The sequence below is a fragment of the Ursidibacter arcticus genome (genome assembly GCF_009761375.1).
In the GTDB taxonomy this organism is placed as follows: Bacteria; Pseudomonadota; Gammaproteobacteria; order Enterobacterales; family Pasteurellaceae; genus Ursidibacter; species Ursidibacter arcticus.
Genome location: NZ_LEKM01000140.1, coordinates 12,947 through 29,934, shown reverse-complemented (window position 1 = coordinate 29,934; position 16,988 = coordinate 12,947). Strand labels below are relative to the sequence as shown.

At 37.9% G+C, this 16,988-nt stretch carries 15 protein-coding genes; 3 read left to right on the top strand and 12 right to left on the bottom strand.

Features of this window, described 5'->3' with window-relative positions; genetic code table 11:
• The first annotated feature begins 9 nt into the window (after window positions 1–9).
• The gene (gene guaA / locus A1D25_RS06060; protein WP_157394801.1) at window positions 10–1,581 is read left to right on the top strand and encodes a glutamine-hydrolyzing GMP synthase; all 1,572 of its coding nucleotides are present in this window, start codon (window positions 10–12) and stop codon (window positions 1,579–1,581) included.
• Window positions 1,582–1,737: 156 nt separating this feature from the next.
• Here guaA and mukB read toward each other — a convergent pair whose 3' ends face one another.
• From mukB to A1D25_RS11175, 8 genes are all read right to left on the bottom strand, one after another.
• The gene (gene mukB / locus A1D25_RS06055) at window positions 1,738–6,201 is read right to left on the bottom strand and encodes a chromosome partition protein MukB (protein ID WP_157394800.1); all 4,464 of its coding nucleotides are present in this window, start codon (window positions 6,199–6,201) and stop codon (window positions 1,738–1,740) included.
• Window positions 6,201–6,929 carry a chromosome partition protein MukE gene (gene mukE / locus A1D25_RS06050; RefSeq protein WP_157394799.1) on the bottom strand — a complete coding sequence of 243 codons (729 nt, stop codon included), beginning with the start codon at window positions 6,927–6,929 and terminating at the stop codon, window positions 6,201–6,203. Before mukE ends, mukB begins: the two co-directional genes overlap by 1 nt.
• An 85-nt stretch (window positions 6,930–7,014) precedes the next feature.
• Window positions 7,015–8,346: a chromosome partition protein MukF gene (gene mukF / locus A1D25_RS06045; RefSeq protein ID WP_157394798.1), complete on the bottom strand. Its 1,332-nt coding sequence runs from the start codon at window positions 8,344–8,346 to the stop codon at window positions 7,015–7,017.
• 104 nt (window positions 8,347–8,450) lie between these two features.
• Entirely contained in the window at window positions 8,451–9,356 is a 906-nt protein-coding gene (locus tag A1D25_RS06040; protein ID WP_157394797.1) for an ATP-grasp domain-containing protein, read from the bottom strand.
• An 8-nt stretch (window positions 9,357–9,364) separates the two neighbouring features.
• Window positions 9,365–10,135, bottom strand: a complete 771-nt coding sequence (gene mtgA, locus A1D25_RS06035; protein ID WP_157394796.1) for a monofunctional biosynthetic peptidoglycan transglycosylase — start codon at window positions 10,133–10,135, stop codon at window positions 9,365–9,367.
• Window positions 10,122–10,430 (bottom strand): trp operon repressor, encoded by a 309-nt coding sequence (gene trpR / locus A1D25_RS06030; protein WP_157394795.1) that lies wholly within the window; start codon window positions 10,428–10,430, stop codon window positions 10,122–10,124. Before trpR ends, mtgA begins: the two co-directional genes overlap by 14 nt.
• Window positions 10,431–10,502: 72 nt before the next feature.
• A complete protein-coding gene (lolA, locus tag A1D25_RS06025) occupies window positions 10,503–11,141 on the bottom strand; it encodes an outer membrane lipoprotein periplasmic chaperone LolA (protein ID WP_157394794.1) in 639 nt (212 codons plus the stop codon).
• A 77-nt stretch (window positions 11,142–11,218) separates the two neighbouring features.
• On the bottom strand, window positions 11,219–11,350 hold the full coding sequence (locus A1D25_RS11175) for a hypothetical protein (RefSeq protein ID WP_275895808.1): 132 nt from the start codon (window positions 11,348–11,350) through the stop codon (window positions 11,219–11,221).
• A 101-nt stretch (window positions 11,351–11,451) separates the two neighbouring features.
• Here A1D25_RS11175 and A1D25_RS06020 point away from each other — a divergent pair, with 101 nt between their 5' ends.
• On the top strand, window positions 11,452–12,021 hold the full coding sequence (locus A1D25_RS06020) for a YceB family lipoprotein (RefSeq protein ID WP_157394793.1): 570 nt from the start codon (window positions 11,452–11,454) through the stop codon (window positions 12,019–12,021).
• Window positions 12,022–12,132: 111 nt separating this feature from the next.
• Entirely contained in the window at window positions 12,133–12,342 is a 210-nt protein-coding gene (gene cspD / locus A1D25_RS06015) for a cold shock domain-containing protein CspD (protein WP_157394792.1), read from the top strand.
• Window positions 12,343–12,538: 196 nt separating this feature from the next.
• Here cspD and A1D25_RS06010 read toward each other — a convergent pair whose 3' ends face one another.
• Genes A1D25_RS06010 through A1D25_RS05995 form a run of 4 tightly spaced genes read right to left on the bottom strand, consistent with a single transcriptional unit; the run spans window position 12,539 to window position 16,960 of the window.
• Window positions 12,539–13,570, bottom strand: coding sequence for an ABC transporter substrate-binding protein (locus tag A1D25_RS06010; RefSeq protein WP_157394791.1), 1,032 nt, complete (start codon window positions 13,568–13,570; stop codon window positions 12,539–12,541).
• Between the two features lie 10 nt (window positions 13,571–13,580).
• The gene (locus A1D25_RS06005; protein ID WP_157394790.1) at window positions 13,581–14,354 is read right to left on the bottom strand and encodes an ABC transporter ATP-binding protein; all 774 of its coding nucleotides are present in this window, start codon (window positions 14,352–14,354) and stop codon (window positions 13,581–13,583) included.
• A gap of 34 nt (window positions 14,355–14,388) precedes the next feature.
• The gene (locus A1D25_RS06000) at window positions 14,389–15,159 is read right to left on the bottom strand and encodes an ABC transporter permease (RefSeq protein ID WP_157394789.1); all 771 of its coding nucleotides are present in this window, start codon (window positions 15,157–15,159) and stop codon (window positions 14,389–14,391) included.
• A 13-nt stretch (window positions 15,160–15,172) separates the two neighbouring features.
• Complete coding sequence (locus tag A1D25_RS05995) at window positions 15,173–16,960, bottom strand: aryl-sulfate sulfotransferase (protein WP_157394788.1); 1,788 nt, start codon at window positions 16,958–16,960, stop codon at window positions 15,173–15,175.
• Between the last annotated feature and the right edge of the window lie 28 nt (window positions 16,961–16,988).

Here is a 16,988-nt window from a genome sequence, read left to right as displayed (position 1 = left end):
GAAAAAACAATGACAAACATTCATAAACACAAAATCTTAATTTTGGACTTCGGTTCACAATATACTCAACTTATCGCACGTCGTATTCGTGATATTGGCGTATATTCTGAACTTTGGGCTTGGGACGTGACGGAAGAACAAATCCGTGAATTTAGCCCAACAGGGATTATTCTTTCAGGTGGCCCTGAAAGTACCACAGAAGAAAATAGCCCGCGAGCACCTGAATATGTGTTCAACGCTGGCGTTCCTGTGCTTGGTATCTGCTACGGAATGCAAACAATGGCAATGCAATTAGGCGGTTTAACTGAAACATCTGATCATCGTGAATTTGGTTATGCTTCAGTGGAATTAAAAGCAACAGACAGCTTATTTGCAAAATTAAATGATGATCTGACCGCTTCTACACCAAAACTTGACGTATGGATGAGCCACGGTGATAAAGTTACCCGTTTGCCTGAAAACTTCCAAATCACAGGTGTTACCCCAACCTGCCCTATTGCTGCAATGTCGGACGAAAGCCGCCGTTTCTATGGCGTACAATTCCACCCAGAAGTAACCCATACCAAAAGTGGTTTAGAGCTAATCAAAAACTTCGTTGTTGGTATCTGTGGTTGCGAAACACGCTGGACAGCAGAAAATATCATTGAAGATGCTGTTGCTCGTATTAAAGCACAAGTAGGCGATGATGAAGTTATTTTAGGCTTATCTGGTGGTGTGGATTCTTCTGTTACGGCTCTGCTCCTACATCGTGCTGTTGGTAAAAACTTACACTGCGTATTCGTAGATAATGGTTTACTTCGTTTAAACGAAGCTGATCAAGTAATGGATATGTTTGGCGATAAATTCGGTTTAAATATTATTCGTGTTGATGCGGAAGATCGTTTCTTAGATGCGCTAAAAGGTGTAAGTGATCCTGAAGCAAAACGTAAAATTATCGGTAAAGTATTCGTTGATGTCTTTGATGATGAATCGAAAAAACTCACCAATGTAAAATGGTTAGCTCAAGGTACAATTTATCCAGATGTTATTGAATCTGCGGCAAGTAAAACAGGTAAAGCACACGTTATTAAATCACATCATAATGTAGGTGGATTACCTGATTATATGAAACTTGGCTTAGTTGAACCGCTACGCGAACTATTTAAAGATGAAGTACGCAAAATTGGTATCGCCCTCGGTTTACCTGCTGATATGTTAAATCGCCACCCATTCCCAGGCCCAGGTTTAGGCGTACGTGTATTAGGCGAAGTGAAAAAAGAGTATTGCGATTTATTACGCAAAGCTGATGCAATTTTTATTGAAGAACTATATAAATCCGATTGGTACTATAAAGTTAGCCAAGCCTTCACCGTATTCCTACCAGTGAAATCAGTAGGCGTAATGGGTGATGGTAGAAAATATGATTGGGTTGTCTCACTGCGTGCCGTAGAAACCATCGACTTTATGACTGCACATTGGGCTCATTTACCATACGATTTACTTGGTAAAATCTCAAACCGCATCATCAACGAAGTAAACGGTATTTCCCGTGTAGTATATGACGTTTCAGGAAAACCACCTGCAACAATCGAATGGGAATAAAAAAATCCGCTATTCAGTTGATTTCAGTCCATTTCAAAAATAGCTTAAAGCCCTGTTGTTGCAGGGCTTTATATTACATCGAACTTAGGTGGTGGTGTAATAGGTAAATCAGCAACTATTTTGTCCATTACACCTTTTTGTTTTAATTAGCCTTTACTATGCTTGCCCAAAACCTTTTAGTCCAACAACGTGAACGTATTCTTGGTTATTCGCAATCTTACGCACTAGTTTATAGGTTGTCCCTCTTTCTGGGCTGATATTTTCAGGTGCAGCAATCAATAATTGCATATCTAAACGTTCGCATAGCTCAAATAACGTATTGATAGACATTGCATCAAGTCGAGCAGCTTCATCTAAGAAAAGTAAACGGCAAGGGAGAATATCTTTCGCTCTTAAACGGCGAGATTCTTCTTCCCAACTTTGTACAACCATTAGCAAGATTGACATACCAGTACCAATCGCTTCCCCTGTTGATAATGCACTACTTTCTGCACGCATCCAACCATCTGCACCACGGAAGGTTTCCACCTCTAAATCAAGGTAATTGCGGTAATCTAGTAGCTCTTCGCCTATCGTTTGTGGAGTACGCTGTCCCATTTCTAAATGTGGATTTACTCGTTTATAAAGCATCGCTAAGGCTTCTGAGAAACTTAATTTCTGATTTTCAAATAGATCGCTATGCTGTTCTCGTTCACTTGAAAGTGCATTCAGTAAAATAGCGTGAGTATCACGAATATTCACCACTAAACGCACGCCTTTCACTTGACCGAAGGCAATATTTTGTAGCCCTTGGTTAAGCTGTAAAATACGATTTTGTTCACGTTGAATGGTTTTGCGTAGAATGTTAGCCACACTTTCTGCACTGATTGCTAATTTTTTCTCACGACTGGTCAATTCATTAGTCAAGCGAGAAAGCTCAATTTCCATTTGTTCGATGGCATCAATCGGATCATCGGTTTTAATAATATCCTGACGAATACGCTCACGTAGATGTTGATAGACTGAAATAAAGAACGCCACTTTATTTTCTGGTTTACGGTTATCTTCCGATGCACGCAGACTATCACGCAGGTATTCATTATCAGCAACAGCTTGGCGTAATGCCCCCAATGCTTTATCTGAAATAGAACGTAATTCTTCAGCTGATTGATAAGCCAGCTCACGACGATTTAGGCGTTTTTCTACATCACTATTGCGTGACATTTGTAATACTAGACACCAACTTGCTTTCGCTTGTACCACAATTTCACGTTGGCTATGGTAATCTCGCTCTGCTTTACGCATCGCTTTAGTCAGATTATCCATCTCTGCACCAATTACGGCGACTTGCTTGTCAAGGTAACTCTTACGCATACGTTGTTGGCTTAAACGTTGTTGTAATTCATCACGACGTAACGTTGCACGTTCAACTGCTTCTAAATCATTACGAATACCGTACTCGTCCATTTCACGCAGAAGTTCTTGTAACATTTGATTTTTCGCATCATAAGAACTGCGTAATGATGTCAGAACTTGGTTATACTGCGTGAATTGAGTTTGTGCTTGGCGTAGTTGATCACGCACTAATTCACGCTCTCTTTGAGCCACTTCTAAACGTTGGCGAAGTTGTTCATTTAATGCTGAACCTTCCGCCCCCACACTTTCTTGGTAGCTGAAATGTAAACGACGTTGAATGACATCAGATAAACTAAATACTTTTTGTTTAAGCAATTTTTGTTGCTCAACCGACCGCTTGTAACGTTCTTGAAGTTGTTCAAATTGTGTTGGATCGCTCTTTAATGCTGATGCAATCGGCTCTAATTGAGCTAGATACTGCCCAAATTGGCGAATATATTGTTCATCGTCTTGTGCCGACAATAACTGTTCTTTGCACTCTTCTACTCTATCTTCTAAAGTCTCGTCCGCCAACACATTGAGCTGTGGCAACACTTTGTTTAATAGTTGTAGTTGAGCTTTGCTATTATCAAGTTGGTGGCGAATTTGTTGTTCTTGCCCATTGGCTTGATTAAGCTCACGTTCAATTTCAGCCCGTTTTTGAGCAATTTGTTGCATTGCCACTTCAGGATCAGGCTGAAATGCTAATGCTAAATGCGTACCGACAAATTGCGTTAAATGTTGATGTAAACGTTGGCATTTTTGTACATCAAAAGCGCGCTCTGCGTGTTTTTCTGCGGTTTCATCTCGTTCTACTTTGAGCTTTTCTAGTTGCTTTTCACGAGATGCTCGTCCAAATAATGGCACTTCAGGGAATTTAGAGTAACGCCATTGACGATTAGAGACTTGAACAACCACACCATCTGCTAATTCTTCCGCATTAAATACGTTGTCATCAAAGGCGTTTGGATCGCCTTCAATCAGGTAAAGATCATCAGGGCAATCGTCTAACTGGGCTAATTGGGCTTTAGTTGCGTCTAAATCACGCACAACGATAGCGTGGCGAGCTTCGCCGTATAACGCAGAGAAATAGGGTGCATCTTCTAATGACACATCATCATAAAGTTCTGAAAGTAATACCCCTCCGAATTTTTCGGCAAGATGATTTAAACGAATATCTTCTGCCCCATCAGGTTGGCTTAAACGTGAAATTTGTGTTTCTAACTGCTGTTCATAACGAGCTAGGTCATCACGTTCAAGGGTGGCTTCACGCTCACGACTTAGGGTGTTTTGCATAAACTGCATTACCGATTGGCTTGCTTCAAAAGTTTCACCACATTGTTCTTGTAAACGTAATAAGGCAGATTGTGCAGTATGCCAAGCAGGTGCGTTTTGAGCCAGCTGTTGATATTGTTGGTTAAGCTGCTCACGCTGTTGGCGTTGAGTAGAACGGACTTCAACAAATTCCGCTAACTCTGCTTCTAAATCTTCAACTTTGGCTTGTTGTTCTTCATAGTAAATTTCTAGCTCTTCAGCATTTTCTAGCTGTAATTGTGCTTTCTGATTAAATTCTGCAAGCAGACGTTGTGCATTTTGTTGCTGATGTAAACGCTGCTCAAGATCAGTTAATTTCTGACGTAATGCCACCGCTTGTTGTGCGTGAGTTTTTTGGGTTGGGTAGTGAGCTAAGAGCGTTCTCGCCTCTTCCCACGCTTGTAAGCGGTCTGTTTCACCCGAAATTTTGCAAACAAGTTCATAGGCTTTATCGAATTGTGTTTTTGCCATATCAGAAACAGATAGGCGTTGTTCTAAATCGAATACTTGATCGGTAATTTCCGTTTCTTGAGCCGAAAACTCCGCAAGGTAATCTTCCGCATTATGTAAATCTAAATGCGGTAAACCACAAAGTTGTTTTGCTTTTTCAAGGGCGTTAATCGCTTGTTGATATTGCAATGCTCGGGTTTGTTGAGCATCTAACGCTTGTTGATAATCAGCCATTTGCGAACGTAGTCCTTCTACTATCTCTTCGCTCTCTTCTGCTCGAGCTTGGATCTGTTCGGTACGTTCTGCCACTTCTTCAACAGCAATTTGTTGTTCTTCTAACTTTTCGTTAAGTTCATCAACTTCACTTTGGTAGCGTTCTACTTTTTCTTGATGGCGAACAGCATTCATCACTAAATTAAGATGATCGGACGCACTATTATATTCCGCTTCCAGTACGCCTTCATTTTCTGCCAATTCATTCGCCTCTCGACTAAATTCAACGAAACGTTGCTGTTCAAGCAAAATTTGTGATTTAGCTTGATACCACTCTTGGCGTTTTTCAACAGCTAATTGGACGTTACCTCGGCGTTCGTTAGCGTGTCGCATAAAATCTGCTGAAACATAGTTAGTTGATTCGGTAATCAACTTTTTAAACATATCACGATCAGACTGGGTAACTTTAATCGCCTCAAGAGTCATTCGGTTTTCACGCAATGCCGATTCCATATCTTGGAAGGCTTGGCGAACCCCTAAATTTTCAGGGAGTAAGTAATCACGCAGAGATTTCGTAATTACACTGGAAATCCCCCCGTAAAGTGATGCCTCAATCAATTTATAGAATTTACTGCGATCACCCGATGAACGTAAACGTTTAGGAATAACCCCAAGATCAAATAAGAAACTATGATAATCTGTAATTGAGCTGTATTGTTTAAACTGAATTTCTGAACCATCAAAACGATCTTTTAACTCATTGAGTGCCAAAACACGTGCATTTTTATCGCCAACTTGCTCAGTAAAAATAGAGATCACTGATTGTTCGGTAGGGATATTTTGAATAGAGAAAGAGCGAATATCGACTTTTTTATCTCGTCCTGCAATTTGCTGTAAACGCACACCTGTAATCACACGTTGTTGGCGTGAATTTTCACTTTCTAAAACCGCATAACACACACCAGCTTTGAGCTTACCATATAAGCCTTTATCACGAGAACTTGATGTGGAACCCGCCTCGGTGGTATTACGGAAGTTAATTAACGTTAAATCGGGGATCAATGCTGTGACAAAACCTGCCATCGTGGTAGATTTACCCGCACCATTTCCGCCTGATAAGGTCGTTACTAGCTCATCTAAATCAAAGGTACGAGCAAAAAAACCGTTCCAGTTAATCAATGTTAGGGAGCGGAATTTGCCACGAGCAATCCCTTCAGGGCGTGCAAGCGGTGCGATTGGTTGATTATTTTGCAATTCGATATTTTCCATTACTCTTCCCCACCTTGTTCTACATCATTTTCTGTTTCCGCATCCTCTGCAATTTCTTCATCTAATCCCACCGCTTGTTGAGCGAGCAATTCAGGCGTTGTTGCTTCCCCATCACGAATTAAACGAAGTTGGGCTTCTCTTGGATCGTCACCTGTTCTGACATCCGCACCAAAACGGAATACCGATTCAGAAATCACAAATTTTTTACTATTTTGATCACCAACACGCACAATCATTCCTAAACGTTGTAAACGGCGTAATGCTCCACCCACTTTTTCGGCTAGTTTAGCTTTATCTAAATCTGACCCTGTTGAACGAGGGTTAATTGCTTTAAGTAATTTGCTTTCATCAGCTAAATTCAGTAACTCATCGTAAACTTCATCGTAACTAAAAATGCCTTGCTGTGCCAAACGCTCTGGGCTGAGATAGAGATAACAAAGCACTTTACCGACTAACATTTCCATTTCACTCATCGCACTACGGGCAATTAAGGTTGATGCTTTCGGGCGAAGATAGAAAAAACCTTCAGGTGCACGAATTAACTCAACGTGATAACGGCGATAAAAGAGTTCTAATTCTGCTTGGTAATCCATTAGGAAAGCGTGTTCATCAAGGGATTCTAAACTGATATGTCGCCCTGAGCGTAACTGGCTATCCAACGCAGGAAAAATAGGATTAGCAATCGCTTGTGCTAATTTAGTAGGGATAAGTTCTTGAGTGTCTGTCATTTCTTATATCTCAATTTAGGGTGAATAATTATCACCTTTTGCAAAATTTATGCGGAATCTTACCGCTTATCACTTTGGAAATTTATTACGGATTATATTGATCAATCACATTCGCTTGTACTTCTGCACCATTATGGTTAATGGATTGCCACTGTGGGTAAATCGCTTGGCTATCTTGGCTTGCCATACCCAGTTTAACCGCTTGATCCACAATAATGCGAGCTACATCAAAATGGCGTGAAAGTGGATATTTTGCGAGTTGCTCACGCAAAATCTCACTTAAATCAATTGGTTTGCCTTGCTCTCGATATGGAGCAAGATGTGCTTGCATAATAGCAACGATTTGTTCTTGGACTTCTGAAAGCGATTCATACTCTAATTCGGTCGGTAATTCACCTACTGCTTCCGCTTCATTAAATTCGGTTTCATCATCACGCAGATCCAGTAGAGAATCCGCTTTAGTAAAGTAGAGTTGCCAAGGTTGTTCAAAGTAATCTTGGATTGATTGGCGTAATCTCTGACCAAAGACACGATTTTTATCCATATCAATGGCAGTACGAATAAATTTATGAACGTGGCGATCATAGCCGATCCATAAATCAATCGACTGTTGCCCCCAACTAATGATACGGTCAAGTTTATTTTGTAAATTAACCACTAAAATATCGACAAATTCAAGATCATTACGTCCAATTAAGCAGCTTTGAATACGCAATAATTGAGCTTGTAATTTATCTCCTGCGGCATTGAGTGTATCTTGTAATTCTCGTAAATTTAGTGATGTTTCATCAAGTAATTGCTGACAAGTAGCGATTGCTTGGTGCCAATTTTGACTTAATAATGCAGCAATTCGCTCTCGGATTTGCTGTTGATTTTCGTCCATCATTCGTTGTGAAAGATCAATACTGTCAAAAATTTCTGCAACAGAATATTTTAGTGGGGCGAAAACTTGCTGACGCCAAAAACGTTCATCCCCCCCTTCTTCGGCAGATGCTGATGCTCTTTGAATTTCATCGGCAACGATAGAAAGTTGGATTGAAAGACGTAATGTAGAAAATTCACGTTGGCGGACATAGTAGTCAGCAATACCAACGCCAAGTGGTGTTAGGCGATAAATCGCTAACCCTTCGGTAAATTCGCTACTAAAACGATTAAGAAAACGTTGCTTAACAAGGTCGTTGATAGCATTGTTTGCACGCTGTGTTAAGGTGCTGTCTGACTGTTCAAAAGCAGTAGAAACGTGGCGAAAAAGATCTTGTAAGTCTGATTCGAGTAATTCGCCATCGGTTCTTTCATTGTTATAAAGGGAGATTGCCAATAGAAAGGCTAAGCGTTCGGTTGAAAGCGAGAGTGAAAATTCACGATCTTTTGTCCACGAAATCAATTCTGGAAGTGTTTGTGCCAATTCATTATACATAGGCGACTACATTTACCCTTTAATTATCAAAAATAGTCGCTATTCTAACCTAATCCTATAAAAATAGGAAAGATAAGCGGTTAGTTTCTGTGATTTTTTTGCAATCAAGCTATCTTTTGCAATAAATGCTCGATCATCTGTGTTGCAAGATCTTGCTGACTTACTTTCTCAATCATTTCTAACCCTGGGCTTGCATTCACTTCTAACACCAATGTTTTAGTTTGTGATCGAATAAGATCCACTCCTGCCACGTCTAACCCAAGTGCTTTGGTCGCCTCAATTGCAATTTGTTGTTCTTGTGTCGAAAGCGAAATTGGTTCTGCTCGCCCACCTTGGTGAATATTGGCACGAAAGTCACCGCTTGCACTATAACGCACCATTGATGCCACAACCTTATCGCCTATCACAAATGCCCGAATATCTTCCCCTGTTGATTCAGCAATAAAGTGTTGTAGCAAACAATTTACCTTTGCCATTTTTAAGGTTTCTAATAGACTTACAGCACTAGTTGGCTTTTCCGCAAGCATTACACCAACACCTTGAGAGCCTGATAAGGTTTTTATTACAAGGGGGAATCGAAACTGCTTAACAGTTTGATTAAGTGAATATAACTCCCCCGTCATTGCACTATCAGGAACAGCAATGCCTGCACCGACCAAAGCCTGTAAACTTTGCCATTTATCTCTTGCTAAACGGAATGACTCTGCGGAATTTAATACATTGATACCTTGTTGCTGAAAATGATGTAATACGTTGCTCCCCATTTCTGTACTTGTTGTACCAAAACGGGGGATAACGCCATCATATTGATCTAACTTAATCGGCTCTGGTCGATGCTTATCATAGCCCTCGCCCTGTTGGTAATAATATTCAAATTGACCCTGTGAGAGTTTCAGTAGAAAGCGATTAGGATCAAGGATATCCATTGAATGCCCAAGTTGATTAGCGGCAGACAATAGACGTTGGCAACTATATAAACGGGGTTCACGACACAGCATTAAAAATCGCATTTGACTACCTATAAATTGGTTAAATAAGCCCTGCCACCTAGATTATGTATTTGTTGAATAATCCATTGCTGACGCTTTCGCATTGTCTGTGTTGGGCTTTTCACTCGATAAATGAACGGATTTGGCAAAGATGCCGCCAATAAAGCTGATTCTTGCATTGTTAATTGCTTTGCCGATTTATTGAAATAATATTTTGCGGCCGCTTCAACACCAAAAATACCTTTGCCAAATTCGGCAATATTTAAATAAACTTCTAATACTCGTTTTTTTGACCATAAGGTTTCAACCAGTAACGTTAATGGAATTTCTATCCCTTTACGAATCCAGCTCGTACCGTGCCATAAATAGAGATTTTTTACTGTTTGTTGAGAGATGGTTGATGCACCAATAGGCTTTTTGTGAGTTTGATTATTCCGCTTTAAGGCAAGTAAAATCGCATCAAGGTCAATCCCAAAATGGTTATCAAAACGTTGATCTTCCCCGGCAATCACTGCCATTTGCATTTGCCACGCGATGTCGTCAATACTGACCCAGTCATAGTGAATACGATAATCTGATTGCAACAGATTTTCTGCTTTCTTTTGTAGCATATAAGCAGAAAATGGGACGGGTACAGCAGAAAAAATTAAAGTTAAACAGAGATAAAAATTTGCAATTGCAAACCCAACACGACTAAATAAAAACCAAGCCCATTCTCTAATGGAGGCATTTTTCTTTACTGAAAAGAAAGGTTTGAGCCATTTCGCCCACAGTGATTTCTTTTTTCTACGCTTTGCCATTGAGTTTTTCACTTACCCAATCACGAATGCTCGGTTCAACGGTTTTCAGCATATTAGACCCTCTTGTGATCGTAGCTGCACTGGTATTAAGTTGTTGTTGAATTTCACGTTGTGAGGCTTGATTATCAAGTAATGCACTGACTATTTGCACGCGTAATCCTAACGCATTTCGCTCATCTGCAGTTAATAGCATTGAAAGCAAATCTTCGGTTTTATCTTCATTTACTGCCTGTTTAAGTAAATCAATAAACTGTTGCCATTCTAAAGGATCGCGTTGTTGATAAAGTGATTTCATTACAGTTACCAAATAAGAAAAAAAGAGATTTTATAACCTTATAGGGCGTTTATAAAACGCCCTGAAATTCAATTATTTTTTCGATTTTTTATTACGTTGGTCGTCTAATTCTGCCCCTTTCGGCACATTAAACTTGAACAAATCTGCAGATAATGGTGCAGTTGTAATATTTCGCAATACATACAAGTTACTTTGCCCATCACGTTCAATAGTACTAAAGCCCTTTAATAACCCGTTTGCATCAATACGCACATCAAATTGTTTAATACTGCTTTTCTTAGATTTTGGCTTTAACACAAATGCGTCCATATTTTGTTGAACGTCATATTGATCCCAATGGCTTTTATCATTACTGGTTAATAACACAAATGGTGTATTATTAACCGCATCTTTTACCCAATTTGCTGTGACTTGAGAAACAAATGGATCGTAAAACCATAATGTTTGCCCATCAGATACAATTAAATTCTCTTGTGGACTTTTGGTATCCATTCTAAATAAGTTTGGGCGTTTTACTTGAAATTTCCCGCTACCTTTTTGAACTTCCTTACCTTTACTTGAACGGACAGTCTGTTCAAAATCAGCACTATATTGGCTAACAAGATCTAAACGTTTTTGTAGCTCTGACACAGCTTGTGCATCTGCAAAAGTAAAAGAACTAGCTGAAAATAACGCTAAAGTGATAAATGATTTCTTAATAAGTTGTTTCATTGTTTATCCTTTTCTCATCAAAGTGCCTTTTTGACAGGTTTCTAGCAAAAAGTTCATTCCAAGTAAAATCTTAAAAGTTAAAAACGAATACCAGTGCCAATGCCTAATCCCACGCCCATTCCATTCGAACCACCACCTGCACTTACGCTGCCACCAAGACTACAAGCAGAAATGAATAATGCGAATGCAATAATAAAAATTTTTTTCATTTTTTATTCCTTTTCTTATAAAACTATTATACCGTTTACACAATAATTCAAACATTCTACTTGGTTTATTTCTTATAAACCAATTTTTTAAAGGAGTTTTTATGAAAAAATTATGTAAATCTGCCCTATTGTTGCTTTCTTTAACAGCAACTGTCGCAAATGCTGGTTTATTAAGCATTACTCAACAAGAGATCAATCAATATTTAGATACACGTTTAGCCGAAAAAATTCCTTTAAAAGACAGTATCGGTATTCCTAATTTATTTGAGTTAGACTACCACTTACATAATCTTGCAACTCAAATTGGACAAACACCTGAAAAACGCGTTGAAATTGGGGGAATTGTTGATGGTTTACTGCGTTTAAAAGGCAAATCTTATAATATTAAAGCACACTTAAATTTAGATACTGTGCCTTTCTACGATCAAACAAAGGGAGCTATATTCCTTAAAGATGTACGTTTAAAGAATTGGTATATTACTCCTGAAAAATATCAAAATGAACTACAAACATTTTTACCTGCACTTGAAAGTGGTTTAGCTGATGTTTTAGAACATTATCCTGTTTACACCTTAGATGAAAATAAAACAAAAGAGGCAATCTTTAAAAAAATAGGTAAATCCATTGTTATTGAAAAAGGTGTTTTACAATTAGAAACGTCAATTTTTTAAAGAAATGATTAAAATTTTGTGATCTATGTCGATATTTTAAAAATTGTTAATTTAATAATCGCCTATTTTCAATTAAGATTGAGCCACTTAGATAACAAAGGAGATTTTCTAATGGAAATTGGCATCGTAAAATGGTTCAACAATGCAAAAGGGTTTGGTTTTATTACATCTGACGTATTTGAAGGTGATATCTTCGCCCATTTTTCTGTCATTGAAGGGGAAGGTTATCGATCATTAAAAATGGGACAAAAAGTCCAATTTGAATTTACTAATAGTGATAAAGGTGCTTCAGCTTCACGCATTATTCCTATTGTTGAATAGTGTGAATGAATAGAATATATCATTTCAATAAGCGATGGGATACGTAAAAAACTTTATAAATCCCACCGCTTTTTGTTGGTGTAGTGAACAAAATGATTGCTGATTTACCCTTTATATACCCCAAAATTCTTTAAATATGTTGAAATAGGCTCAATATATCATTGGATAATTTTGACTAAACATTTTGTAGAACATCTTACTTGTCTTGTAAGAATAATTGATAATACTTCGTCGTAATTAAATCATTTACATCTACTCTAGTATTAATCAGTTTATTTTCAATAAGAAAATCCACTAAGTGATTAAGTTTATCAATTGATGCAGATGTAATTTCTGGTTCAAAATTTTTAAATTCAAGATCAGCAGAGTATGCTTTCTCATAAACCGCAGCAGGGATATTATTTTTTGCGAAAATATTGTATGCCGCACTTGGATTCTGAGCTGCAAACTCTTTTGCACGTTTCAATCCTCTTATCATTGCAACAGCCGCTCGTTCATTTTGAACAAGATATTCATTACGTCCTACTGCAAGACTTTGTGAACTAATCTCAGGTTTATCTAAGGTAGATTCAATGACCCGCCCCATTCCTTTTGACTCCATAAATAATACCGTGTAATAGAATGCAAATATGGCATCTGCTTGTCTACCACTAAATACAGAATTAGCATCTGCACCAACAGAATTGACCATTTCAAAGTTTTTTGGGTCCAATTGATAAGATTTGGTAATGGCATTGAAATAGCGTTGCTGTACTGTTCCTTTACCGTAGATCACTTTTTTCCCTTGTAAATCAGCAATCGTCTTAGCTTGGCTCTCATTTTGAACGATAGTGCCAAATTGTAAATTTGAATTGTCTATCGCAAACACTTTTACATCAGCACCTTTACTTTTAAGAATAGCGATCGGTAAGTCACCATAAAGTGCAACATCTATTTTGTTAGATGCTAATGCTTCATTCAGTGCAGGACCTGCCTGTTGAAAGAAAACTATTTCTAATTTATAGCCTTCTTTAGCCAGTTCTTCTTCAAAGTACTTATTGTGAACAGCAATACCACCAGCCTCTAAGGTACTATTAGATATACCCGGCAGCCCTAAACGTAATGTTTTGAGTGTATGTTCAGGTGATATTTTTGTACCCTCAGTAAATTTAATTCCACCTAAAGATAAGATAAATAATAAACTAATGTACAAAAATAGAGTAAAGACTTTTCGTTTAGATTTTGTCATATTTTATCCCCTAAATTTGATATTCAATATCGTAGTGCTTACTTTCAAAGAAATATTGATGAATCTTATTTTTATAGTAAAGAAACTCATCTTTAGTGCGATCCTTTATGCCTTCCATTTTTACTGAAACAATATCTTTAATTTGTCCAGGGCGTGAAGACAATACAACAACACGATCTCCTAAATACACCGCTTCTTCAATATCGTGGGTTACTAGAATCATCGTCTTCTGTTCTTCTTGACGAATACGCAATACTTCTTCTTGCATTTGGATTTTAGTCATTGCATCTAATGCACCGAATGGCTCATCAAACAGTAAAATATCTGTATTCATCACTAGTCCACGAGCAATAGCTGCACGCTGAGCCATACCACCCGATAATTCTTTCGGATAAGCATTTTCAAAACCAGATAATCCGACTAATTTCAGATAATCGTAAGCTTTATATTCTCTCTCCGATTTAGGTAGATTCTTTAACCCTACACCGACATTTTCATATATTTTCAACCAAGGAAATAAACGGGACTCTTGAAATACCATTGCACAATTTCCTTGACTTTCCGTTATTGATCTCCCATTGATCTTAATATCCCCTGAATCAGCAGGGAGCATCCCTGCAATCATTTTTAATAATGTACTTTTACCACAGCCACTATGCCCTACAATAGTAACGAACTCACCTTTTTTAATAGTTAGATTGATATTATTTAATACAGGGACATCACCACTTTCTTTCTGGTAAATTTTAGAAATATTTTTTATTTCAATTAAATTCTCTGACATAAATCCTCCATTATTTTATACAAATTATTGGTACCTAATTATTTTTCCAAGGTGTTGCAAGCTCTGCTGCAATACAAATAATCTTATCCATCAATAACCCCACAGATCCAATAACGAACATACAAACAATCACAACATCAGAACGCATTAAACTACGAGCATCATTAAGTCTAAAACCTATTCCTGAAGAAGATGCTATTAGTTCGGAGGCAACAACAGCCATCCAAGAGATCCCCAACGATAAACGTAACCCAGTAAATAATGCTGGTAACGCAGACGGTAAGTAAATTTTTCTAAATGTATCCCATTTACTCATACGATAAACTTCAGCAACTTCTAAGAAACTTTTGGAAGTTGAATCAATACCGTTGATTGTATTAACAATAATAGGGAATGTTGCAGCAAATAAAATGACTACTATTTTAGATAACTCATCTATCCCAGCCCACAGAATAATTAACGGTATCCAAGCAACCATTGGAATTTGTCGCATCGCAGTTAATGTCAGCTGAAAAAATTCACTTATCTTTTTTGAAATACCCATTAATATTCCTAAAGTAATACCGATTGTTGATGCAAGAAAAAAACCAACAAGAACTCGGCGTAAACTAATTCCTAAATCGGCATATAATTCACCAGATCTAATCATCTCAACCGCAGTAGTACCTACTGAACTTATCTTAGGCAATGCAGTTTCTGGTAATCCACCAATCGTAGTAGAACAGTACCACCCCAGTAAAATGCTTAAAGGTAAAATAAATTTAAGATTCCTATTTAAAGAAACATTTAATAATCCATTTTTCATATATTCCCTCCGCTTAAATGAATACTTTTAACCAATCATACAGTTGCTGGTATGTCTGTACTCCCGATTGTCTAGCAAGCTCTTTATTTTGTTTTACAAGAATTACAGTTGGAATTCCTCGAATATCATAGGTATCCACTAAATTCGGATTTTTATCTACATTGATATATTTAGCATCAATAAATTGGGCTAAATCCGAATGTAATAGCTTCTCTAATGCTGAATATAAAGTCTTACAATGAACACATCTTTCTGCCCCAAACAATATAAGTTCAATTTTGGATTGGGATAAGGATTCTGTTTCATTGATTTCGGTGAATAAACTGCTATTTATCTTAAACAACGATGTTTTTTCTAACTTTTCATCACTTTTGGCTACACATAATGCAGCACTTTCAGTATAAGGTAATGTCCCTTCAACTTTTATTATTGATTTAGCACCAAATTTACCTGCATTAGGTAACCGATAATGAGTAACATCAATAGGTTCAATTGCTACTTCTTTCGGAAGTGGTTCTTGTTTTACCCAATCATAAGGATAGCGGTAGGCTCGATAAATCATATTATTTATCGGTTTATCTCCATCCTGATGGCTGTAATAAGGAGAAATCCATTCCCATACAATCTCTTTTTCAGCAGTTACCTCAAGCAATCTTCCATTTGATCCTTCATCTATCAATGTATTTCCATTAGGTAAACGCTGTGCACTACTTACATAAGGGCTATAAAATTTGCTGGCATCAGTTGGAATAGCCGCTTTAATATCTTCTGGTGTAAATTGCCAAATAATATCTAAGCTGATTGGATCAATTTCTAAAACTCGCGAATAATCACGACGAGCATTTTTAGTACCATCTGGACTTTCTGGATTAGGAGCACCATATCCACCCCAACCACCATTATCAAAAACCAAAATATTCCCTGCTCCAGGTAAGCCTTTAGGAATCAAGTGAGCGTGGTGAGGGCCAATAATATTACCGATATGCTTCACATCATCCTCTTCCCAATTCGGACCTATTTCCCAGACAATCTCGCCGCTTTTCTTAGATATAATTGCTAAGAAATTCGCTTCTCGGCTGTCAAAAATAATGTTTTCAGGGTGAAATCTCTCATCACCTGCATCGTACCATTTGTTCTCACCGAGATAGCTCATACAGTTAATATGTAACCAATCTCCAACCCCACCATCAGCCGCTCGTATATTAGGGTTCTTATAAATGGTTTTCTTAGCTTCCTCGCTAAAACCAATTTCGTCAAAATGATCCGAAGCTAACCATTGCCATAAAATATTTCCTTCCCAGTCCACTTCATAGAAGACATCATCTAATAGCTTAGTTGCACTTATCTTTTCATTTAAAACCGTTTTATGACCTAGTATTAGTGTTTTCCCTGATCGAGATTGCGGTTCTTGATCTGGTACATAGTATCCAACTGGATTGCCTTCTCGTTGATAGTCGTGATGGCTACGAGCCATATAACGTGGAATTTCACCTTCATCTGCAACAAATTCAAATTTATCGAATTTCCACACCACATTACCGTCGTAATCAATTTGTACTAAATCAACGCCATCTTGCATTCCATACTTAGGATTACGATCTCCCGAATAACCAATCAAATCACCATTCGGCAACAATTTATTTGGAAAGCCATGAAATTCGTCCCAGCGACGAATCTCATTCCCATTCATATCAAATAATAAAGCACCCGAACGGATAGTTTGAACAAGGTTATAACCGTTCCAGCATTTCTCAGGTTTATAAATTGTTACGCCTGTTGGAAAAATAGTTGGATGACCCATAAACACTCCTTTTAATTGATTGAAATAA

Bases quoted from the DNA above. Each gene is read 5' to 3' on its own strand.
- guaA (WP_157394801.1), top strand. From the start codon at position 10: ATGACAAACATTCATAAACACAAAATCTTAATTTTGGACTTCGGTTCA.
- mukB (WP_157394800.1), bottom strand. From the start codon at position 6,201: ATGGAAAATATCGAATTGCAAAATAATCAACCAATCGCACCGCTTGCA.
- mukE (WP_157394799.1), bottom strand. From the start codon at position 6,929: ATGACAGACACTCAAGAACTTATCCCTACTAAATTAGCACAAGCGATT.
- mukF (WP_157394798.1), bottom strand. From the start codon at position 8,346: ATGTATAATGAATTGGCACAAACACTTCCAGAATTGATTTCGTGGACA.
- A1D25_RS06040 (WP_157394797.1), bottom strand. From the start codon at position 9,356: ATGCGATTTTTAATGCTGTGTCGTGAACCCCGTTTATATAGTTGCCAA.
- mtgA (WP_157394796.1), bottom strand. From the start codon at position 10,135: ATGGCAAAGCGTAGAAAAAAGAAATCACTGTGGGCGAAATGGCTCAAA.
- trpR (WP_157394795.1), bottom strand. From the start codon at position 10,430: ATGAAATCACTTTATCAACAACGCGATCCTTTAGAATGGCAACAGTTT.
- lolA (WP_157394794.1), bottom strand. From the start codon at position 11,141: ATGAAACAACTTATTAAGAAATCATTTATCACTTTAGCGTTATTTTCA.
- A1D25_RS11175 (WP_275895808.1), bottom strand. From the start codon at position 11,350: ATGAAAAAAATTTTTATTATTGCATTCGCATTATTCATTTCTGCTTGT.
- A1D25_RS06020 (WP_157394793.1), top strand. From the start codon at position 11,452: ATGAAAAAATTATGTAAATCTGCCCTATTGTTGCTTTCTTTAACAGCA.
- cspD (WP_157394792.1), top strand. From the start codon at position 12,133: ATGGAAATTGGCATCGTAAAATGGTTCAACAATGCAAAAGGGTTTGGT.
- A1D25_RS06010 (WP_157394791.1), bottom strand. From the start codon at position 13,570: ATGACAAAATCTAAACGAAAAGTCTTTACTCTATTTTTGTACATTAGT.
- A1D25_RS06005 (WP_157394790.1), bottom strand. From the start codon at position 14,354: ATGTCAGAGAATTTAATTGAAATAAAAAATATTTCTAAAATTTACCAG.
- A1D25_RS06000 (WP_157394789.1), bottom strand. From the start codon at position 15,159: ATGAAAAATGGATTATTAAATGTTTCTTTAAATAGGAATCTTAAATTT.
- A1D25_RS05995 (WP_157394788.1), bottom strand. From the start codon at position 16,960: ATGGGTCATCCAACTATTTTTCCAACAGGCGTAACAATTTATAAACCT.